Origin of the sequence: Marinobacter salsuginis (assembly GCF_009617755.1) — a bacterium.
GTDB classification, from domain to species: domain Bacteria; phylum Pseudomonadota; class Gammaproteobacteria; order Pseudomonadales; family Oleiphilaceae; genus Marinobacter; species Marinobacter salsuginis.
This window is the reverse complement of record NZ_BGZH01000002.1, coordinates 322,271-343,070: the sequence shown is the minus strand read 5'-3', so window position 1 is coordinate 343,070 and position 20,800 is coordinate 322,271. Positions and strand designations below refer to the sequence as shown.

The 20,800-nt window shown below is 58.5% G+C and carries 21 protein-coding genes; 10 read left to right on the top strand and 11 right to left on the bottom strand.

What is annotated here, in order from left to right:
• Positions 1–28: 28 nt before the first annotated feature.
• Positions 29–1,216 carry an amino acid aminotransferase gene (locus GJU83_RS12855; RefSeq protein ID WP_153634510.1) on the bottom strand — a complete coding sequence of 396 codons (1,188 nt, stop codon included), beginning with the start codon at positions 1,214–1,216 and terminating at the stop codon, positions 29–31.
• A complete protein-coding gene (locus GJU83_RS12850) occupies positions 1,209–4,727 on the bottom strand; it encodes an indolepyruvate ferredoxin oxidoreductase family protein (protein WP_153634509.1) in 3,519 nt (1,172 codons plus the stop codon). The genes GJU83_RS12855 and GJU83_RS12850 overlap by 8 nt, the downstream gene beginning before the upstream one ends.
• Before the next feature lie 157 nt (positions 4,728–4,884).
• Between GJU83_RS12850 and GJU83_RS12845 the strand changes: the two genes are divergently transcribed.
• A complete protein-coding gene (locus tag GJU83_RS12845; protein WP_069184191.1) occupies positions 4,885–5,364 on the top strand; it encodes an Lrp/AsnC family transcriptional regulator in 480 nt (159 codons plus the stop codon).
• Positions 5,365–5,432: 68 nt separating this feature from the next.
• Here GJU83_RS12845 and GJU83_RS12840 read toward each other — a convergent pair whose 3' ends face one another.
• The 3 genes from GJU83_RS12840 to GJU83_RS12830 all read right to left on the bottom strand — a co-directional run bounded on the left by GJU83_RS12840 (position 5,433) and on the right by GJU83_RS12830 (position 10,714).
• On the bottom strand, positions 5,433–5,639 hold the full coding sequence (locus GJU83_RS12840; RefSeq protein ID WP_069184192.1) for a cold-shock protein: 207 nt from the start codon (positions 5,637–5,639) through the stop codon (positions 5,433–5,435).
• 205 nt (positions 5,640–5,844) lie between these two features.
• A complete protein-coding gene (locus GJU83_RS12835; RefSeq protein ID WP_069184193.1) occupies positions 5,845–9,600 on the bottom strand; it encodes a DUF1631 family protein in 3,756 nt (1,251 codons plus the stop codon).
• Positions 9,601–9,742: 142 nt separating this feature from the next.
• A complete protein-coding gene (locus GJU83_RS12830) occupies positions 9,743–10,714 on the bottom strand; it encodes a ribonuclease Z (protein WP_153634508.1) in 972 nt (323 codons plus the stop codon).
• A gap of 139 nt (positions 10,715–10,853) precedes the next feature.
• On the opposite strand from GJU83_RS12830, the gene GJU83_RS12825 reads away from it, so the two are divergent.
• Both GJU83_RS12825 and GJU83_RS12820 read left to right on the top strand, forming a co-directional pair.
• A complete protein-coding gene (locus tag GJU83_RS12825; RefSeq protein ID WP_228715192.1) occupies positions 10,854–11,699 on the top strand; it encodes a crotonase/enoyl-CoA hydratase family protein in 846 nt (281 codons plus the stop codon).
• The gene (locus GJU83_RS12820; protein ID WP_174805043.1) at positions 11,700–12,320 is read left to right on the top strand and encodes a CPBP family intramembrane glutamic endopeptidase; all 621 of its coding nucleotides are present in this window, start codon (positions 11,700–11,702) and stop codon (positions 12,318–12,320) included.
• On the opposite strand, the gene GJU83_RS12815 is transcribed toward GJU83_RS12820, so the two are convergent.
• From GJU83_RS12815 to GJU83_RS12805, 3 genes are read right to left on the bottom strand one after another with little or no spacing between them, the layout of a single operon-like run.
• Positions 12,311–12,730 (bottom strand): DUF2721 domain-containing protein, encoded by a 420-nt coding sequence (locus GJU83_RS12815; RefSeq protein WP_069184196.1) that lies wholly within the window; start codon positions 12,728–12,730, stop codon positions 12,311–12,313. The genes GJU83_RS12820 and GJU83_RS12815 overlap by 10 nt on opposite strands.
• 36 nt (positions 12,731–12,766) lie before the next feature.
• Positions 12,767–13,147 (bottom strand): gamma-glutamylcyclotransferase family protein, encoded by a 381-nt coding sequence (locus GJU83_RS12810; protein ID WP_153634506.1) that lies wholly within the window; start codon positions 13,145–13,147, stop codon positions 12,767–12,769.
• On the bottom strand, positions 13,144–14,025 hold the full coding sequence (locus GJU83_RS12805; RefSeq protein ID WP_153634505.1) for a LysR family transcriptional regulator ArgP: 882 nt from the start codon (positions 14,023–14,025) through the stop codon (positions 13,144–13,146). Before GJU83_RS12805 ends, GJU83_RS12810 begins: the two co-directional genes overlap by 4 nt.
• A gap of 88 nt (positions 14,026–14,113) precedes the next feature.
• Between GJU83_RS12805 and GJU83_RS12800 the strand changes: the two genes are divergently transcribed.
• A complete protein-coding gene (locus tag GJU83_RS12800; RefSeq protein WP_069184198.1) occupies positions 14,114–14,719 on the top strand; it encodes a LysE/ArgO family amino acid transporter in 606 nt (201 codons plus the stop codon).
• A 115-nt stretch (positions 14,720–14,834) separates the two neighbouring features.
• Positions 14,835–15,308 (top strand): DUF4442 domain-containing protein, encoded by a 474-nt coding sequence (locus GJU83_RS12795; RefSeq protein ID WP_153634504.1) that lies wholly within the window; start codon positions 14,835–14,837, stop codon positions 15,306–15,308.
• Positions 15,309–15,328: 20 nt separating this feature from the next.
• On the opposite strand, the gene GJU83_RS12790 is transcribed toward GJU83_RS12795, so the two are convergent.
• Positions 15,329–15,829 (bottom strand): C40 family peptidase, encoded by a 501-nt coding sequence (locus GJU83_RS12790; RefSeq protein WP_153634503.1) that lies wholly within the window; start codon positions 15,827–15,829, stop codon positions 15,329–15,331.
• Between the two features lie 149 nt (positions 15,830–15,978).
• Entirely contained in the window at positions 15,979–16,647 is a 669-nt protein-coding gene (locus GJU83_RS12785) for an SOS response-associated peptidase (protein ID WP_153634502.1), read from the bottom strand.
• An 84-nt stretch (positions 16,648–16,731) separates the two neighbouring features.
• On the opposite strand from GJU83_RS12785, the gene arfB reads away from it, so the two are divergent.
• On the top strand, positions 16,732–17,145 hold the full coding sequence (gene arfB, locus GJU83_RS12780; RefSeq protein WP_153634501.1) for an alternative ribosome rescue aminoacyl-tRNA hydrolase ArfB: 414 nt from the start codon (positions 16,732–16,734) through the stop codon (positions 17,143–17,145).
• Positions 17,146–17,170: 25 nt separating this feature from the next.
• On the opposite strand, the gene GJU83_RS12775 is transcribed toward arfB, so the two are convergent.
• Positions 17,171–18,241 carry an alpha/beta hydrolase gene (locus tag GJU83_RS12775; protein ID WP_153634500.1) on the bottom strand — a complete coding sequence of 357 codons (1,071 nt, stop codon included), beginning with the start codon at positions 18,239–18,241 and terminating at the stop codon, positions 17,171–17,173.
• A gap of 106 nt (positions 18,242–18,347) precedes the next feature.
• Between GJU83_RS12775 and GJU83_RS12770 the strand changes: the two genes are divergently transcribed.
• The 4 genes from GJU83_RS12770 (at position 18,348) to thpR (ending at position 20,769) form a co-directional block, all read left to right on the top strand.
• Positions 18,348–18,674 carry a putative signal transducing protein gene (locus GJU83_RS12770; RefSeq protein WP_228715188.1) on the top strand — a complete coding sequence of 109 codons (327 nt, stop codon included), beginning with the start codon at positions 18,348–18,350 and terminating at the stop codon, positions 18,672–18,674.
• A gap of 66 nt (positions 18,675–18,740) precedes the next feature.
• Positions 18,741–19,433, top strand: a complete 693-nt coding sequence (locus GJU83_RS12765; protein ID WP_153634498.1) for an SDR family oxidoreductase — start codon at positions 18,741–18,743, stop codon at positions 19,431–19,433.
• Positions 19,434–19,463: 30 nt separating this feature from the next.
• Positions 19,464–20,222, top strand: a complete 759-nt coding sequence (locus GJU83_RS12760; protein ID WP_153634497.1) for an SDR family oxidoreductase — start codon at positions 19,464–19,466, stop codon at positions 20,220–20,222.
• Between the two features lie 4 nt (positions 20,223–20,226).
• Entirely contained in the window at positions 20,227–20,769 is a 543-nt protein-coding gene (gene thpR / locus GJU83_RS12755) for an RNA 2',3'-cyclic phosphodiesterase (RefSeq protein WP_136631636.1), read from the top strand.
• The last annotated feature ends 31 nt before the right edge of the window (positions 20,770–20,800 follow it).

Genomic DNA, 20,800 nt, shown 5'->3' with positions numbered 1-20,800 from the left:
GGATTGATGGTTATTGTCTCAACAGTAATTACTTGCCGAGCACCTCGCGCAGGGCTGGAGCCACTTGTGGCAAAACGCGGTCATTCAGGCCGGCGACATTCACCCGGCTGCTGTCGAGCATGTAGATGCCATGCTCCTTGCGTAATTCGCTAACCTGCTCGGGGCTGATACCGAGGAACGAGAACATGCCCCGCTGACGGGCGATGAAGCTGAAATCGCCCACCGGCGCGAGGGCGTCAGCAAAGGCGTGCCGCAGGTGCAGGATGCGCTCGCACATGCCGTCAAGTTCCTGCTGCCACTGGGATCGCAGGCCGTCATCGTCGAGGATGGTCTCCACAATCGCGGCACCATGGGCGGGCGGCATCGAATAGTGGGACCGGATAACGCTGAGCAGTTGACTGGTGGCAGCTGCGTTCACCGATGCTGTTCCCGAAATCAATGCGAGAGCGCCGGTGCGCTCCCGATAAAGCCCAAAGTTTTTGGAGCACGACGCTGCCACCAGCATTTCCGGTACCGCTCCGGCCAGATGCCGCAGGCCCGCCGCATCCGCATCCAGGCCCTCGCCAAGGCCCTGATAGGCCATATCCACAAACGGCAGCAGACCCTTCCGCTGGATCAGGCTGGTCACTTCCTGCCACTGGGCCAGGCTCAGGTCGGCGCCAGACGGGTTGTGGCAGCAACCGTGTAGCAGCACCACATCGCCCGCGTCGGCCTGCTCCAGGGTTTCCAGCATGGCGCCGAAGTCTACCTGCAGCGTCTGTGGATTGAGGTAGGGATATTCGCGAATGGTCAGGCCTGCGCCACCCAGCAGGGGGAGGTGGTTGGCCCAGGTGGGCGTGCTGACCCAGACTTTTGTATCCGCCTTGCACAGGCGCAGGAATTCGGCGGCCATGCGCAATGCGCCGCAGCCTCCCGGCGTCTGTATTACCGATACACGGCCGTCCCGGATCAGCGGGCTGTTGCTGCCCAGAATCAACTCCGCCATGGCACTGTTGAAGCTGGCAGAACCGGCAGGCCCCACGTAGCTCTTGGTGGTTTCTCCCTCAAGCAGGCGACGTTCTGCTTCATGCACGGCGGCCATGATGGGCGTATTGCCGGCATCATCCTTGTAGACTCCGATGCCCAGATCTACCTTGTCCGGCCGGGTGTCCTCGCGGAAGGTCTGCATCAGCTTCAGGATCGGATCCTGGGGCAGGGGCTGGAGCGCTTCAAACATGGTTTGCCTCCTTGTCGGCCTGTTGCGTGCGGATCAGCGTCGGGCGACCGGTGTCGAGCGCCTTGATCAGCTGTGTCTGTTTTTCACGGATGCTCTCTGCAGCTTGTTCCCTGACAGGACCGTAGCCCCGGACATCAGCGGGCAGTTCTGCCAGTTGCAGGAAGGTTTCGTAGTTGCTGGCATTGAGTTCACGGCAAATTCGCGCAACCAGGTTCTGGTAGTCCTTCAGCATGGCGCGATCAAGCTTGCGGTCTGCGGAGTAGCTGAACGGGTCCACTGCGGTTCCTCGCAGGCCGCGAAGTTTGGCCAGAAGTCGGAAAGCCCGGAACATCCAGGGGCCGAAACGGCGCTTTTTCGGGCGACCCTGGGCATCGGTTTCACCGCTGAGCAGTGGCGGGGCGAGGTGGAAATGAACCTTGTAATCGCCTTCGAAGGTTTCCTTGACCTCTTTCATGAAGTCGGTTTCGGCAAACAGTCGGGCCACTTCGTACTCATCCTTGTAGGCCATGAACCGATACAGCTGTTGGGCCACTGCGCGGGTCAGCAGAAGATTGGTTTCACCGAGGGCTTCCTCGGCCTTGCGGACTCCGGCAACGGCGTCCCGGTATTGGTCGGCCCAGCGCTGGTTCTGGTAGTTGATCAGATGCTTGTGACGGGTGTTGATCAGCTCGTCCAGGGTTGGTTCGGGCTTAACCTCGACCACCTGGGCGTTGTTGTCGTCCAGCAGATCGGTGACAGCGCTCGGATCCACGGCTGCCAGACGGCCCCAGCCGAAGGCTTCCTTGTTCCTGTCGATGGCGACGCCATTGAGTTCGATGGCTTTCATCAGAGCCGCCTCTGACAGGGGCAGCAGGCCTTTCTGCCAGGCAAAACCGAGCATCATCACGTTGGAGAACACGGTGTCGCCCATCAGCTTTTCAGCGATACCGTTGGCGTCCAGCTGGTCGAAGTGATCCTCGCCCACGGCGTTCTTCAGTAGCCCAAGGCGCTTGTCGGCCTTCATATCGGCGTCGCGGAAGAGCACGTAGTCGGCAGTCGGCAGTTCCGCCTCGTTCGCGACAATCCGTGTGTGGTTTGGCCGGAGCACGCTCAGGGCCTTCTGGGAAGACGCCACCACCAGATCGCAGGCGATGACCGCATCGGCCTGGCCATTGCTGATCCGCACCTGATGAAGCTTGTCCGGAGACGGTGCCATGCGCACGTAGCTCAGTACCGTGCCGCCTTTCTGGGCGAAACCCATGAAATCCAGTACCGAGGCACCGCGGGATTCCAGATGAGCAGCCATGGTGATCAGCTGTCCCACGGTCACTACGCCCGTGCCGCCGACACCGCCCACGAGCAGATCGTAGGAGCCGCTCATCTCCGGTAATTTCGGAGCTGGAATGTCAGCCAACTTGCGGGTGAGTACGGAGCCGGTGTCCACGCCCCGGGATTTGCGTAGCTGCCCGCCTTCAATGGTAACGAAACTGGGGCAGAAGCCGTTGACGCAGGAGAAGTCCTTGTTGCACGAGGACTGGTCGATCTTCCGCTTGCGCCCCAGTTCCGTCTTGCGGGGTACAACCGAAAGGCAGTTGGACTGTACCGAGCAGTCGCCGCAGCCCTCGCACACATGGTGGTTGATAAAGGCCCGCTTGGCCGGATCCGGGAACTGCTTGCGCTTGCGCCGGCGGCGCTTCTCGGCAGCACAGGTCTGGTCGTAGATCAGAACAGTACAGCCAGGGATGTCGCGCAATTCACGCTGCACCTGGTCGAGCTCGGATCGATCGTGGAAGGTGACATCTTCGGGGAACAGATCATGATGACCATCGTATTTCTCCGGCTCATCGCTGAGCACGACAACCCGCTTCACCCCTTCTGCGGCCATTTGCTGGGCAATCCGGTCGACGGTGATCTGCCCGTCCACGGGCTGACCGCCGGTCATCGCCACGGCGTCGTTGAACAGGATCTTGTAGGTAATGTTGACGCCGGCGGCCACCGCCTGGCGGATCGCCATGGAACCGGAGTGGAAGTAGGTGCCTTCACCCAGGTTCTGGAACACGTGGGGGTTGCCGGTATAGCGGCTCTTGCCAATCCAGTTGACGCCTTCGCCACCCATCTGGATGAGGGATTCGGTGTTTCTGCCCATCCAGGATGCCATGAAGTGGCAGCCAATGCCGGCCAGGGCCTTGCTCCCCTCCGGCACCTTTGTGGAGGTATTGTGGGGGCAGCCGGAGCAGAAATAGGGCATACGCTTGACGCCACCGGGGTCCTGGGCGTTGGTCATGGCGCTGATCTCTGCCATCCGCTCGCTGAAGTCCATCGAGAAAAAGCGCCCTAGACGGGCGGCCAGAAAGCCAGCAACCAGTTTGGGACTCAGTTCACCAACGTAGGGGATCAGCGGTCTGCCCAGTTCGTCCTGCTTGCCGGTGATCAGAACCTCGCCGGGGCGGTCCGGCTCGGACATGTATTCCTTGATCTGGCTCTCAATAATGCCGCGCTTTTCCTCGATCACCAGGACTTCTTCCTTGCCGTGCACGAAGTCCAGGATGCCGCGACGCTCCAGGGGCCAGACCATGCCAACCTTGTAGATATCCAGCCCCGTGTCCCGGGCCTTGTCTTCATCAATGCCCAGCAGGTCCAGGGCTTCAAGCAGGTCCAGATGGCTCTTGCCGGTAGTGACAATGCCGAAGCGGGCTTGCTTGTTATCGTACAGGCAACGGTCTATGCGGTTGGCGCGGGCAAAGGCCTGAACGGCCGCAAGCTTGTGTTCGATGCGGGTTTCCAGTTGCGGACCCGGCAGATCCGGCCAACGGTAATGCAAACCGCTTTCAGGGGCGGTGAAGTCATCCGGCGTGATGAAATCCGGTTCCGGCGGGATTTCGACAGACGCCGCGCTTTCCACGGTTTCCGAGATCGCCTTGAAACCGACCCAGCAGCCGCTGTAGCGGGACAGGGCGTAACCCCAGAGGCCGAACTCCAGGTACTCGGCGATGTTGGCCGGGTTGATCGTCGGCATGAAAAAGCTCATAAACGCCACATCGGACTGATGGGGCATGGACGACGACACGCACCCGTGGTCGTCACCCGCCACGACCAGCACACCGCCATGAGGCGAAGAACCGTAGGTGGTGCCGTGTTTCAGGGCATCGCCGGCCCGATCCACGCCCGGGCCCTTGCCATACCAGAGGCCGAAAACCCCATCCACCTGCCGGTCTTCATCGGTCTCCACCTGCTGGGTCCCCAGCATGATCGTCGCGGCGAGATCCTCGTTGATGGCGGGAACAAAATCGATCCGGTTCTCGTCCAGCAGGCCCTTGGCCTGCCAGAGCGCCTGGTCGACGGCACCGAGGGGGGATCCCCGGTAGCCACTGACCATGCCTGCGGTGTTCAATCCCTGTTTTCGATCCAGGGCGGCCTGCATCAGGGGAATTCGAACCAGGGCCTGCGTGCCGGTCAGGAAAACCCGGCCGGATTCCCGCAAGTAACGGTCTTCGAGTTTGTAATTGTCGAGCTGGGGGGTATCGGCGGACATGGCGCCCTCCTTTTTGTGCGTTTTATGACCAAAATTCTAGAGGGAAGTCCGCAAAAGGTGCTTGCTTATTGGGTCAGGGTTTTGAGAGTTTGCGAAAGGTTCTTTGATAAATGACAATAAAGAGAAAGAACCTTTGATTAAAATCAGGTGTTACCAAATGAAACAGGTGGGATTGGACAAGTTGGACCGGAAAATCCTCTCGGCACTGCAGCAGGATGGGCGCATCAGTAACCAGTTGCTGGCAGAGCAGGTGGGGTTGTCACCGGCCGCTTGCTGGCGCCGCGTGCGGACACTTGAAGAAAGCGGCGTGATTCAGGGGTACAGCGCCAGAGTGGATCCGGAGCGCATTGGTCAGGGCCTGTGCGTACTGGTCAATTTGTCACTGCAGCGGCATAACATCGATAGCACCGCGGAGATCGAGCAGCAGGTGAGCAGTTACCCGGAGGTGCTTCAGTGTTTCGCGGTGACCGGGAATGCCGACTTTGTGCTCAGGGTCATCGTGCCGGACATGGCCAGTTACGATCGGTTCCTGAACGAAAAGATCTTCACCCTGCAGGGCATTGCCCAGGTGAATTCAAACTTTGCGTTGCGGGAGATAAAGAATACCGAGACGATCCCGGTGGAAGGGATGCAGTAGGTTTGGTTGGGAGCAACAACGAAAAAAGGCAGCCTCGGCTGCCTTTTTCTAAACGTGTAGCCTGTTATTTACAGGGCAACTACGTTTTCCGCCTGAGGACCTTTCTGGCCCTGGGTAACGGTGAACTCGACCTGCTGGCCTTCAGCCAGAGTCTTGAAACCGCCGCCCTGAATAGCGCTGTAGTGAACAAAAACGTCCGGGCCGCCTTCGCGAGTAATAAAACCAAAACCTTTTGCTTCGTTGAAAAACTTAACGTTGCCGGTAACTGTAGACATAGTATTCTTTCCTGATTTCAATCATTTAGTGTGCCGTCAGATCATCATTCGTGATCATTGATCGGCGGTATGCGGGAAACAAAAAACTGGCGGGATCAAAAACAGGACAAGCTACTTATTACAGCTGAGCGGTCTTATTGATGAAATGCTTTGCTCAATCTTTCCAACGAGCCCCACTGTACTCCTGCCAATGAGAAAAGCAAAGCTATTTCTTGTAGGCATAAACCGGGTTAGTAGAAGTCCCGGTACCAAGGCTGTCCAGCCTGCGCGGTTTGGCAATGGCAAAGCCCTGGGCGTAGTCCACCTGGATCTCCTTGAGTGTGTCCATGATTTCCATGTCCTCGACGTACTCCGCAATGGTCTGCAGATCGAGGAAGTGGCACAGTTCGTTGATCGACCGCACCATAGCGTAGTTGGTCAGGTTGGTGGCCATGTCCCGCACGAAAATGCCGTCGATTTTCACGAAGTCCACGGGCAGTTTCTGAAGGTAGGCGTAGGAAGATAGCCCGGTGCCAAAGTCGTCCAGCGCGAACCGACAGTTCAGGCGCTTCATTTCACGCATGAAATCCGAGGCAAAGTGGAGGTTGGCGACAGCCGAGGTCTCGGTGACCTCGAAACACAGCTTGTGCGCCAGTTCCTGATGGGCCCGGAGGTTTGACTCCAGCCCGAGCATAAAGCTGTCATCGCTCAGTGAGGAGCCTGACAGGTTGACGTTCAGGGTGGCAATCCTGTCGAGCGACTCGGGGTTGTTACGCATCCACGCCAACACTTCGGAAATGACCCACAGATCAACCCGGGTACTGCGTTTGAATTGTTCGGCCGCCTCAATGTAACCCTGGGGCGAAATCTCATTGCCCGAGCTGTCTTTCAGGCCCAGCAGGAGTTCATACATCTTGCCTTCGCCGCTTTCAGGAGCGAGTGCAACAATTGGCTGTGCCCGGAGGTAGAGGCTGCCGTCGCGGATGGTCCGGTCGATTTCCGTAACCCACTGAGGCGTGCCAAGCTTTGACGGGTCCCTCTGTCCTTTCGCCAGCTCAATCCGGTTTCCTCCCAGTTTCTTGGCCGCCTTGAGGGATAGGCTCGCCTGGTTGAGAAGATCGCCGGGGGAGTGAGCGGCACCAGTAACCGGTCGAATACTGATACTGACCGTTGCCTTGTATTCCGCCGGCCCATGCTGGAAAACCTGCTGCTCGAAGTTTCGCCGCAGGGATTCTGCGAAATCCAGGCAGTCCTCCGTGCTGATGTTATTGATGAGCACGGCAAACTCATTACCGCTGATTCGGCCAACGTAGGATTCCGGGAACTTGGAACCGCACGCTCTCCGCAGCAGTTCGGCGACATCTCGCAACAGGGCATCGCCGGCTTCCGCACCATAGGAGGCGTTGATGACACTGAACTCGTCTATATCCAGGACCATAAGTGCGGAATCACTCTCGTCCGGCGACGAGGGTGCCGCGCTGATCAGCCTTGATACCTGTTTTTCGAAGTCGTGGCGGTGCATACAGCCGGTCAGGGCGTCATGTGTGGCCTGAAAATTCAGCTTCCGGTACACGTCCTCAACAATGCTGAACAGGCTTTGATCAAGGAACGGGATGTCGCCATCTTCAACCAGCCAGGCTTCGCCTTCGGCGAGTTTCTGGACAAACTCCGGGAATCCGTAACTGACTTCACTCATACCTTTGGGCGAGAGAAAAACAAACCGGAGTGAATCCTCGCCACCCCAGACCAGGCGCATGCGACGGGTCTCCCCGTTTTCAAACCAGGCTTCAACCCAATCGCCGACGGCAATGTCCTTTGCCCTGGAAACCCAACGGCTGTCTTCGAGCTCCGGGGGCAGCGTCAATGGTGTCTCATCGGCGTCGCCGTATTCCTCCACCCAGGTGGTCTCTGCCTCCGTAGTGCCCTGCAGGATTCCGGATAGCTCGTCTATGGCTGGTCGGGTTCGGGAAATATCACCGGTGGTTTTGAGTTCCCGCTCAATGAATTGCAGCATAACACTGCTTTCAAGTTCCCGTTCAAATGCCAGCTCACCAGAGGTGCCGGCTGGAGACAGCCAGGCCTGGAGCTGTGCTACGACATCAACAAGTTCCTCACAGTGTCGGCTTTCCGGGCCTTCCCGCAACATTGTCAGGACGATCAATTGTTCCCAGCCCGCCTGAAGCAGTCGAATCAGCGTTTTTGGAACCTGCCTGCCGCCGAGGAGTTCATTCAGTCGTTGCCGGGCTTCCTTGCGAGTTTTGCGCAGGCGCTCTTTGCCCTCCAGGGTTTTGGCCAGCCGTTCCGAGTTTCGGATAAATGATTGGTCCTGCCGCTCAACCAGCTGTTTCAGGCGTTGGCCCAGACTTTCCAGCAGGTCTGGATCCGATACCTCGATTTCCGTCAGTTCCTCGACAATGTCGGCAACCGTCGCTTCCAGTTTCTTGCTCGATGCCCTCTCTGCAAGGCAGATGTGCATCAGGTTATTGATTATGTCCCGGGCGGGGTGATCGTCGGTATTCAGAAAGTCCGGTGTTTCGACCAGCGTTTCAAACACCGGCAGCCGAAGTTTCTGCAGTTGGTGGCGAAGCGAACCCGAGAGTCCTTCGTTTGTTTCCAGCGGTGCAAACAACCGGTCCACCAGGTTGGCTTTTTCCACGGCTGTCCGGTCAAGGGCGCTGGCCAGTTCGGCGTCCGAGTCGGCCAGTTCCCGCAGCAAACCTGCCATATTCGGTTCATCCTCGTGCAACCTGTTCAGGAGTTCGCGGCGCCTGGAACGGAGGTTTTCCGAGAGCTTCGGATTGGGTTCCTCCCAGTCTGCGGGTTCAGACGAGGGGCTTGCCTCAAGCGCCATCAACTGGAACAGGGAACGGCCAGCCGATGGCATCCCTGACATTGAGTGCCCGGTGGCGTCGGCTTCCGCCGGCTTGTCCGATGTGCCCTTGTCCGTTTCACCTGGAGAACCTGTGTCCTCCTGGGCGTATTCCCTGAGCGACCAGTTCGCCGGCAGCTCGGTGATGTCCAGGGCTTCCAGTCCTGCCCGGCGGCAATCATTGATCAGGGAGCGGATGGCTGCGGGCCACACCCTGCCCAGAGCGCTCTCCCAGGCCCGGTAGATGGTCAGGCGGTGCTCCCGCGCAATACCCAGGTGGTCGACCATGTATTGCAGGCACACGCACAGTGCGCGAGGCGTTAGCGGGTTGTTGTCGTCGTTGACGTCCTGACGGAAGATCTGGTTAAGGAACTGGTTGAGCAAAAAGGTTGCGCCGGAGTTTGCTTTACTTATGCCCGTGGCGATGGCCTGCAAATCAAGCCAGTCTTCAAACTCGTGCTGTTGCAGCAGATGCAATTCTTTGGCGTTGTTGCCGGATTCGGGAGCTGGTTCAAGAGTTGTCTGGTTGGCCTGAAACTGCGCCTGAAAATCCTGGAGCATCCGCTGCTGTCGGCTCTGGAAGATGAAGCGCATATCCTTGAGTCGGGTGATTTCACGGAGCTCGGCCGCTTGTTCCAGATCGGCTTCAATGCCTTCGAACGTGCCCTCCATAAATTCCGGAAGCAACTGTTCCAGAAGTCGCCGGCAATGCTGGTGATAAAGTTGTTTCAGCGCGGGCGCCGGCCCGGGGTCCGCCAGTTTGCTCTTGCCCGTGTGCTGCACCAGAAGATCAACTTCGCGTTCGAGGTCCGGGGTGATGCCCTGGAGTTCGAGCGAAATACTGTCGCCCCGGCCGCTGCGAACCGCTCCCCGAAAATGGAGATGTTGCTTGTCATGATCATGATCGAGGAAAACGTGCAGATCCGCCTGGGCGGAGGCAGACGATGACAGTTGATCAAGCACAGCGGGTGAGGAGAAATGCTTCAGGCCGAGGCGGAGTTCTTTGCTGTCCAGAGTCACGCTGTCGATGATACAGCCACAAGGAATGAGGCCGGGAGTGACGACGACCGCATCCTTGCTGAGACTGGACTGTTTTGCGTTAAACCGGGCCATTGACCGCCTTCCTGAGCAGTGAAAAGTGAATTGTTGTTCAGATTATCCCCGATTGCAGTGTAATTTGAACTTCGCCGAACGCAAAGGCGAATCTACAAAAGCGACACATCAATTTGCTGACGGCCCAGGAGCCACGCCCTCATTATAGACGCTCGGAAGGTCTCAGTATCAGATCCCTGCCAAGCTCATAGCAGGCAAAGTCGTTTGCCAGATACAGGTTCCCTCTATAGATGCCCCTGGCTTCGGATTCGATCTCACCAATGTGTGGATAGGCGTTCGGGTTGAGCTGGTAGCGGGAGCTGAAATGGGTCAACACGAGATGCGGAACACCGGCGGCCTCAGCGAAACGGGCTACCTGGGCCGCGGAGCTGTGTTGTGGCCAGGGGCCGACCCGGTCCGAGACCTCCTGCGTGTAAGTTGCCTCGTGAATCACAACCTGGACATTCGTGCTTGCTTCGAGAAGCAGGTCAGGTTGGTCATTGTCACCGGCAACAATCACTTTGCGTGGTTTTCTGGCAATTTGGGTGTAGTCGTCGCAATGGGCCAGGCGGCCATCTTCCAGAACCACATCGTGGCCCTGTTGCAGTCGGCCCCAGGCTGGGCCGGCCTCAATACCGTCAGCTTCAAGCTTGTCACGCAGCAGCTGGCGTTCGAGGTTCTTTTCAGTGAACACAAATGCCCGGCAGGATACGCGATGGGAGAGGGCAACTGCCGTAACTGACAGCGCTTCGTCCTCCCAGTGGAAGCTTTCTGCCTCGGAATCAACAAATCGTATTTCAAAACTGAGGCTTGAGTCACTGTTGCCCAGCGCTGCCTCAACGAAGGTTTTTACCGGACGGGGCGCGATCAGGTAGAGCGGGGCGGTTCGGCCCAGCATGGAGGCGCTTGTGAGCAGCCCCGGCAGCCCGAATGTGTGGTCGCCGTGAATGTGGGTGATAAATATGGCCTGGAGTTGCATCACCGAATGATGCGTTCGCAACAACTGGTGCTGGGTGCCTTCCCCGCAGTCAATCAGGTACCAGTGTTTGGGGCCTCCATGACTCAATGCCAGGCCGGTTACGTTGCGAGCTTTCGTGGGTGTTCCGGCTGACGTGCCGAGGAAGGTGAATTCCATACCAGGCCTTTTCGGGTTAACGTGTCGTCTCTCTGTCCGCCATAATACGAAGGTAGCAGAATAGAGAAACCATTATTCGCGGTGATCGCTTAAGAGCCGGTTTTCGGAATACATAATAAGGAGTGCTGTCTTGTCTGAGTTGTCCAGTTACGAGAGTTTTTCGATCGAGGTCAAAGACCATATCGCCCATGTCCAGTTCAACCGCCCTGAGGCGCTGAACACCATGAACAAGGCGTTCTGGCTCGAGTTGCCCCGTTGCATGCAGGATATTGAAGCCAACACCGACGCTCGCGTGATTGTCATCTCTTCCACCGGCAAACACTTTTCGGCCGGCATGGACCTGGGTGTGTTCAGCGATCCCAAAGCGGTGCCCATGAATGGGGACCCTGGCCGTATGGCGGAGAACCTGCGCAGGGTTGTGCTGCAGTTGCAGGATACGCTGACCTCCCTGGAAAAAATCCGCCTGCCGGTACTTGCTGCCATCCATGGTGGTTGCATTGGCGGAGCTCTTGATCTGGTGTGTGCGGCGGACAGCCGTTATTGCACGGAAGATGCCTACTTCACCATCAAGGAAACCGAGCTGGGCATGACCGCCGACGTTGGCACGCTTCAGCGCCTGCCCAAACTGATGCCCGAGGGTGTGGTGCGCGAACTGGCGTACACCGGGCGCAAATTCTCCGCTGCTGAAGCCCGGAATCTCGGCTTTGTAAACGCAGTATACCCTGATCAGGAAACCATGCTGGAAGCGGTCATGGGCATTGCCGGTCAGATTGCCGCGAACTCACCACTGGCGGTGACTGGTTGCAAGGAAATGCTCAATTACAGCCGCGATCACAGTGTGGAAGACAGCCTGAAGTACATGGCCACCTGGCAGGCGGGCATGTTCCGTCCGACGGACATGATGAAATCCTTCCAGGCGAAAGCCCAGAAGCAGGCGCCCCAGTACGATGCGCTGTTTCCGCTGAAGCGGCTGTTCGATCAGTAAATGGCGCTTGGTAAACGGCGAAAATCCGGTATTTCCCCCAATGCTGCGCTGCTGTTCCAGGGCGGCATTGGGGTCGTAGGGTTGGTGGCCATTCTGGTATTCGGGATTCCGGTGCTGCTTATCGGCCCGGGGCTCTGGCCAAGCCTGATTTACGGCACATTGGGTGCCGTTGCGACTTACGGCTTGCTGCTTCTGCTGACGCGCGTGCCACGCCTGTTTCCGGAGAATCTTGAACGCCAGATGCAGGGGCTGTATGACTTTGCCTCCAGTTATTCTCCGTTGGTGTTGGTCTTGCTGTCCCTATTGGCCGGCGTTGGTGAAGAGCTGTTGTTTCGCGGCGCAATCCAAGGCTGGCTGATGGCGCATACCGATCCGGTGACCGCCGTGTTGGCGGCATCTGTGCTGTTCGGGCTGGTGCACTACGTATCGTTCACCTACTTTCTGGTAGCAACCGGGCTCGGTTTGATACTGGGCGCGGCCTATGCGCTATCAGAGAGCCTGGCGCTGGTTATGATCTGGCATGCCGTTTACGACATGATCGCGCTCTATTGTCTGCTCCGGTTTCCGCGCTGGTTTGGTGTGAAGATTGTCGAGCCCGCCGCAAACCGGCCTCATGAATAGTCGACATCTTCCCGGCCGGCACTCTTGCGCGCCTCAAAGTTGGACAGCTCAACGTTGATCGCATTGGTCGAGATCTGGATTTCATACAGTGAGTACAGCAGCGAGAGAGACAGCAGCACCAGGCTGGCGCCAAACGCCACCACGCCCGGCAATTCCGCGCCCAGGAACAGCAGGAACATGGAGACGGTACACAGGAAGAAACTGAGTACCCCGAATGCCTGCATGCGTTTGGTCAGCACAATCCGTTTGCGCAGCATGCTGATCTGCCGGGCGATGAGCGCGTGATCTTCCTCGGTGTCCATCTGCTTGAGCTGGCGTATGAGCTGCGCGAGCACCAGAAAACGGTTGGTGTAAGCGAGCAATAGCAACGAAATGGCGGGGAAGAGCAGGGCAGGTGTTGTCAGATCCAATCTCGTGTCCTTTTTTGTGGCGGGGTGTGAGCTGGCCTACCAGCTTCCGGAGTTCAGCCGTTGGATTGTTTTGACCGGCCGGTTGTAAAGATACACCCAGGCCGGCCCGTGGCGGGTGTCCATGGTCCGACGGATATACAGACTGCTCTGCGGGCGTTCAGGAAAGAAGTCTTCCAACTCGTCCAAAATCTTCAGCGTGGAATCGTTCACTTCATAGATTTCCACGCGAACGCCCGTGGAAGGTTCCTCTACAGCGCCTGGGTAGGGGCCCAGATGATACAGGCTCAGCTTCGGCATCCAGTCGGTTCCAACAAACCGCTCGCCTCGCAGAATATGGCTGTTGTTTCGGCCTCGCTTCAATGTGCCGTAAACCGCTACACGGTGCTTGAATCTGATTGGTGCTCCTCCTTTGTTCATGCGCTTGAATTGAGCATGGCAGCAGAGCGCAGGGCAGAAGTCAGTCGGTCCATCACGCCGCCACCGTGGCGCCAGAAGTGCCAGTATAGCCGTACTTCCAGGGTTTGTTCAGGCGCAATGCTTACCAGCCGTCCCGCAGCAATTTCCGGGCGTGCCTGCATTTCCGGAATCATGCCGTAGCCCATGCCGGCCAGCGCAAGGTTCACAAAACCTTCCGAGGAAGGACAGAGGTGGTGGGGGAAGGTGCCGTGATAGCCGCACTGGGCCAGAAACCTGTGTTGCAGCTGGTCATTTGGCCCAAAAACGATGGCCGGGGCATTCTGCAGGCTGGCCTCACTGAGTCCGTTCCCGAAATATCGGTCAACATACTCCGGCGTTGCCAGGGGCATGTAGATCATGGTGCCAATTGGCACGCATCGCGCACCGGCAACTGGCTGGGGGCTGCTGCACAGGCAGGCCGCCACATCCCCCTCGCGCATTCGGCGAAGGCCGATGTCCTGGTCCTCTACCACGAGATCCAGTAGCAGGGTTTCGTCCGCGCAGAAACTGCCTACGGCGGCCGCCCACCAGGTGGCCAGGCTGTCGGCATTCAGTGCAATGCGGAGTCTGGCGGTGGGTTCCGAGAGCGCCGGAATGGATTTGGTCAGGTCTCTTTCCAGCAGTTGCACCTGCTGAACGTGATTGAGCAGGCGCTGCCCGGCGGGTGTCGCTTTGAGTACCGGACTTCGGACCAGAACCGGTTGCCCCAGCCGGATTTCAAGTGTCCGAATGCGTTGGGAAACGGCCGACTGGCTCAGCCCAAGCGCCAGACCGGCGCGCTCGAACCCCCCGCACTCAACAACCGTCGCCAGCGCTTCCAGCAGTTTGTAGTCAATCATAAGGAAAACTGATGCAGCATAATGAGTATGAATTTCCAGTATAGATGTAAACCGGTAACCTTGCGCCATTGAGTGAGGAGAAACCAACGTGCTTGAGAGTTACCTGACCGGATTGATCGTGTGTGGCGGCATTATCGTGGCGATTGGCGCGCAGAACGCCTATTTGCTGAGCCAGGCAATTCGCCGGGAACACCACTGGTGGTCAGCCGGCTTGTGCATGGTGGCGGATGTCACGCTTTTCACGCTGGGTATGTTCGGCATCAGTGCTGCCCTGATGGCCATGCCGGAGGCCCTTGAGATTCTCCGCTGGCTGGGGGTGGCGTTCCTTGGCTGGCTTGCAATCCAGTCATTTGTTCGCGCCAGCCGCGGCAGGGCAGCCCTGGAAGCGGGTGAGGTGACCAAGCGAAGCCTGAAGGCCGTCGTGTTCACGACCCTGGCGGTCACACTGCTCAACCCTCAGGTTTACCTGGATACGCTGCTTCTGATTCCGGCTGTCGGCGCCCAGCAGGAAGACGCGACTACCTTCGTGGCTGGTGCGAGTAGCGCCTCGATTCTCTGGTTCGGCCTGCTGGCCTGGGGTGGCTCGGCGCTGGCCCCGATTCTCGCGCGGCCGCTGGCCTGGCGCATTATTGATGGCGTCATCGGCGTTATGATGGCTGCTATCGCCCTGCACCTCACGTTCAGTGGTCTTTAATATCGGTGGTCTTTAATATTCAAACGGTCGTATGAATTTCTTGCATCAGCGCACGACACAGAGGAAGATAGTGTGCTACTGAATTTGCAGTCATTTTTACCACCGAGGATATGTGATGAATTCCACCATACGTCGCTGGCTTGCCAGCGCAGGGGCCATGCGCCGCATGCTGTCCACGTTTGCTCCCTATCTCGGAGCAGGCATTCGCGTTACCGATATTGCCGATGACTTCAGCTCGGCAACGGTGGAGATGGGCCAGCACTGGTACAACACCAACTACGTCGGCACCCACTTCGGCGGCTCTCTCTACAGCATGGTTGATCCCATGTACATGCTGCTACTGATGCGTAGGCTGGGGAACGACTACATCGTGTGGGACAAATCCGCGAGCATCGATTTTATTCGCCCCGGCAAAGGCAAGGTGATGGCCCGGTTTGAGCTGACCGATGAGCGTGTTGACGAGATCCGCGCCGCAACGGCAAACGGAGACAAAATGCTGCCAGAGTGGGACGTGGATATTGTTGATGAATCCGGTGATCTGGTCGCGCGCGTGCACAAAGTACTCTACGTGCGTCGCAAAAATCGTTGAAGCGGGCTGGTCAGCCCGGCTCAGTCGAAGCGCCGCGCTTCGGTCAGGCGCCCTTTCCAGTAATAACCGCTGATTGAAGACTGGATAACGCCGGCAGACGTGGAGGCGTGGATAAACCGGTCTCCGCCCATGTAGATGCCCGCGTGCTGCTCCTTGCCGCCAATCTGGAAGAACACCACGTCGCCCGGCTGAATCTCGCCAGGATGTACTACATCACCACTGGCCAGCATTTGGCCGGTTGTCCTGGGCAACTGTTTGCCGAGGCCTTCCTGATAGGCGGTAAGAATAAATCCGGAGCAATCGAAGCCGTCAGAAGAGGTGCCGCCGTATTCGTAGGGGGTTCCCCGGTAGCGCTCGAACACCTGCCAGAGCTTTTGTGCCTTGTCGGAACCGGATGCCTCAACAGGCAACGGCTGCACCGGCGCGGATGAGGACGGCTTGATATTTCCGCTGCTGGCGCAGCCGCCAAGTAAGAGCGCCATGACTGCCAGAGCGAGAAGATTTTGCAGGGAATTGCGCATGCTCAATCCTGTATCGGTGTCCTCAGCCTACACTCTAAGCCCCGGGCCGCCTGATGTCAGGTTACGATTCGTGAGATTTTGTAGATCTCGTTATTGGTTTACCGGCTGATTCCGGAGGCCTCGAACCGGGATCACGAACCTCCGGACAATCAGGTTTCCCGGATCAGGTCCGGCCTGTCATGTCTCGGGTTATTGACCTCCTGGGACACGGGAACGGCTTTCAGATGTTCCGGGTCCAGGCGGTGGGTTACTGCCCGTATCCGGGTGCGATCACTGATTTCCGGGTTCAGCCAGTCCCTCAGACAGCCGGGGTGGAGTACCACTGGTTGGCGATCATGAATGTGTTTCAGGCTCTCGCTGGCGGGCTCGGTAATAATGGCGCAGGCGGTGGTTTCGTCGCCCTCCCTCGGTGTCCAGAGACCGGCAAAGAAAATGGCCGGATTCTCCCCGGTGTCCGATGGCGTGATGTAGTAAGGCGTCTTGCCCTGTTCACTCTGCTGCCATTCGTACCAGCCATTGGCAGGAATCAGGCAGCGGTGGTGGGCAAAGGCGTCCCGGAAGTACTTCGAGGTAGCCGCTGTTTCTGCCCGGGCATTGATCGGGGCGGGGGCCTTTTCATCTGCCCAGGACGGGCGAAAGCCCCAATGGGAGTGCGCCATGATCAGGCTACCGTTCATGCTCATGCGGATCATGGGAATGCCAGTACCGGGCGGAATGTTGTAGCTGGGATTAAAGCGCCCGTCCACTTCCATACCTTCGGGAAAAAACTCGAGGATCAGCGTATCCGGAGGTGTATAAAACGTGAATCGTCCGCACATGGTGTCGGCTGCTTCCTGTCCCGGGTTTAATGGGGAGCGGTCCTCATGGGAGCCCGCTGGTTCGTATTTTGTTAACCTTAGCAGATGCTGAAAATATCCAACGCTGTTGAAATTGGCGACTGGGAGATCGAAATCACCCAGATCCGCGCCCAGGGTGCCGGTGGCCAGAACGTGAACAAAGTGGCCTCCGCCGTACACCTGCGCTTTGATATCCCACACTCTTCCTTGCCGCCTTTCTATAAGGAGCGGCTGATGTCGCTCAATGATCAGCGAATCAGCAAAGAGGGTGTGCTGATCATCAAGGCGCAATCTTTTCGGACCCTGGAACTGAACAAGGAAGATGCACTGGAGCGGCTGAAAGAGCTGATTCTTGAGGCGGTAAAGCCCCGCAAGGCCCGCCGACCCACCAAACCGACCCGCGCTGCCCAGCGCAAGCGGGTGGATCGTAAAACCCAGCGAGGCAAAACCAAGGCCCTGCGGGGCAAGGTGTCGGTCTAGCCAGTTCCCGACCGACTGTTCAAAGTCAGGCCGAAGCCGGGCTCAGGTCGCCAGATTCAACCTCTGCCAGGAAGGCCCGGATATCCTCGAAGGCCTCTTCGGCTTCCGGGAGCAGTGGCACGAATATCTGCCACACATGCACCATGCCTGGCCAGGTGTGGAGCGCGACCGGAGAGCCGGCAGCCTTTGCCCTGGCGGCATAGCGACGGGCATTGTCCAGCAACATCTCGGTGTCGCTGGCCTGTATCAGTGTTGGTGGCAGGTCCCTCAGGTCCCCGCGCAGTGGCGAGGCAACAGGACTTGTCGGTGAGACCCGGAATGCCGCCAAGGTGGCCCACCAGATCACTGGCAGGGGGATTTTCGACAAGCCGCCGAACACAGGCCCGAGCAGGGGATCGGTACCAATGTTGTTGCGGTTGCTCGGCGCCGTCAGGGTCAGATCGGTGGAAGGCGAAAAAGCGATTGCGGCGTCGGCCTGTCGCAGGCCATTGTCACGAATCCACGCAATGAGCCCCAGGGTATGACTGCCGCCGGCCGAATCCCCGGCGATCAACATAAAGTCTGAAGGCTCGTCACCGTCCGGCCCGTGCTTCAGCAGCCAGGAGTAGGCATCCCGGCAATCCCGGACACCGTCCATGAAACGGTTCTCAGGCATCAGCCGATAATCCACGGCAAAAACAGCGGCACCAGTGATCGCCGACAGCCTGTCCGTAATCGCCCGATGGCTTCTGGGGCTGCCGGCAGCCCAGGCACCCCCGTGGATGTACAGAACTCGCCGCCGCGTATCGCAACCCGGGGCCAGGACCCACTCTCCCCTGGGCGATGCGTTGAAACGAAACTCGGAAGCCAGTTCCAGCCCTTCACTCAGGCCATCCATGTGCTTGCGGAGCGCCATCAGTCTTGCCTTGCCCCGAAGTCCCCGGGAGGACTCGCCCATCTCCCGGATGCGCCCCAGTACCTCGCGATTTGCCGGGCTTGGTTTGCCCTCCCGAACCGGAGGATTGTCTCCGTCCAGATGCGACAGATCTTCAAGCCGGAACAGCAGAAACGTTGCGGCAACAATGAATACGATGACGGCAAGAATAATCCAGAGCATGGTCGATCCGTACGTTATTGGCCCCTCATTGCGGGGCGAACTATCCTTTAAATAATACTCGCAGATTTGTCCCGGTTCTGCCCGGAACGGTCACAGAAGGAGTCGCGTGTTGCAAATTGCCTATCGGGCCAAAGACATAACCGAAGCCCACATCGTGGCAGGTCTGTTGGAAGCCAACGGTATTGAGGCTTATGTGGGCGGCCACTATCTCCAGGGGGCAATGGGCGAGATCGGTGCCGCAGGTTTCAGTAATGTCCATGTCGATGACGAGGATCTCTACCGGGCAAGACAACTGGTGTCAGAGTATGAGCAGACTTCCGGTGGCAGTGTCAGCCGCGCGGTCAGCGACGATGAGGATCGCCCCGACCACTACGCCCGCTGGTTCCTGTTCGCCTTCGCCATCCTCACCCTGATCCTGCTGCAAATCTACTGACTGATCGATCTGGTGTCAGCGGGCGTAGCCCTAACCACATATCACAAGCAACAGGAGACGAATCTTATGGCAGACCAACCTGTAATGCTGATCACCGGCGCGTCGTCGGGTATTGGTGCAGAGACAGCGCGAGCAGCGGCGAAACAAGGCTATCGTCTGGTGCTGGCGGCCCGTTCCGAAGACAAGCTCAAAGGCCTGCAACAGGAACTGGGTGGCGAGGACACGGTGTTGACGGTGCAGTGTGACGTCCAGAGCGGTGATGATCAGAAGAACATGGTCGACCAGGCTCTGAAAGCCTTTGGCCGTATTGATGCGGTGTTCGCCAATGCCGGCCGGGGCGGTGAGCCGGGCGGATTCAGTGGCGCTGATCCTGAGGTCTGGAAGGACATGATCCTCACCAATATCTACGGTGTCGGGCTCACGCTTCAGCACTGCATGCCAGCACTCAGGGAGAGCAAGGGCCACTTGCTGCTTACCGGCTCTGCGGCAGGCCGTACCACCATCCCCGGTTCCATGTACAGTGCGACCAAATGGGCGGTTTCCGCCATTGGATATGGTGTTCGTGAGGAGCTTCGTGGCTCCGGTATCCGCGTTACCCTGATTGAGCCAGGCATGGTAGACACGCCTTTCTTCGATGAACGTCCTGGCCACGCACTGAAGCCGGAAGACATTGCCAATGCGGTCATGTATGCCGTGGCGCAACCGGCACATGTGGATGTCAACGAAATTCTTGTCAGGCCCACGCCGAAGGTTGAGTAAGTCGGCGGATCAGCCAAAAAGGAGGTTGTTTTGAGCCAAACAGATCGCGTCGCATTGGTAACGGGCGGCGCTCGGGGCATCGGCCGGGGCATCGTGCTTCACCTGGCCGGTGCCGGTTGGAAAGTGGCGTTCTGTGATACCGACAAGGCCGTGGGTGAGCGATTGGCCGCCAGTGCCGAGCACCAACTGCGCTTTCTGCCAGGCGATGTGACCTCGGAAACCGATGTGGAGCGTATCGTTGCCGAGACTCTCCGCTGGGGCGGCCGCCTGGACGCCGTTATCAACAACGCCGGAATCGCCAATCCGGAGACCGGACCGGTGGAGGAGCTGAGCCTTGAACAGTGGCAGCGTCGGCTGGATGTGAACCTGACCGGGCCGTTCCTGGTCACCAAACACTCGGTACCGCACCTTCGAAAAACGAAAGGCGCTATCGTAAACATGGCCTCGACAAGGGCGCTTCAATCCGAGCCAGACACGGAGGCGTATGCCGCCACCAAGGGAGGCATTGTGGCTCTGACCCATGCCCTGGCCGTGAGCCTTGGTCCGGATGTCCGGGTTAACTGTATCAGTCCGGGCTGGATCGATACCCGGGCCTGGCAGGGGGACTCAGAAGAGTTTGAACCGCTCTCCGAAACCGATCACTTGCAACATCCGGCGGGCAGAGTAGGGCAGCCCGGTGATATCGCCTCATTGGCGGCTTACCTGATATCGCCCGAAGCTTCGTTTATCACCGGTCAGAACTTCGTGGCAGATGGCGGCATGGTACGCAAGATGATCTACGAGGAATAAGGAATTGCCACGGATCTTCTTCGGCCTGGAGCTCCCCTCCGAAATCAAGGAGCGCTTGCTGAACGTCAGGGTCTCGGTGCCGGGCGCCAAATGGCAGAGTGCCGAACAATTGCACATCACACTGCTGTTCCTGGGTGGGGTGGAAGAGAGCCGTCTGGAAGCCGTGGTTGATTCTGCCCGTGCAATTCGACCAACCCCTTTCGAGCTGGAAGTCTCTGGCCTGGGCTGTTTCGGCCAGTCGCGGAGGCCGCGGAACCTTTGGGCCGGCGTTCAGCCGGAAGCGCCGGTGGCCGACATCCACGAGGCGCTTGGGCAGCGAATGGAGAAGCTCGGGTTTGAGGCGGAGCGCCGGTCCTTTCTTCCGCATATTACCCTGGCCAGATTCAAGCGACAGCCGGGCTCTGTTGAGCGCCTGCTGGCCGAACAGGGTGCATCCGTGTTCGGGCAATTTGCGGTAACCGAGTTCGCCCTGTTCGATAGCAAACCGGGCCCGGCAGGGTCTGAGTATCGTGTCATCGAACGCTTCCCGCTGAGTGGGCCCGGGTAACGGATTTAGCTTGACGAAAAGCCGTTGCTCC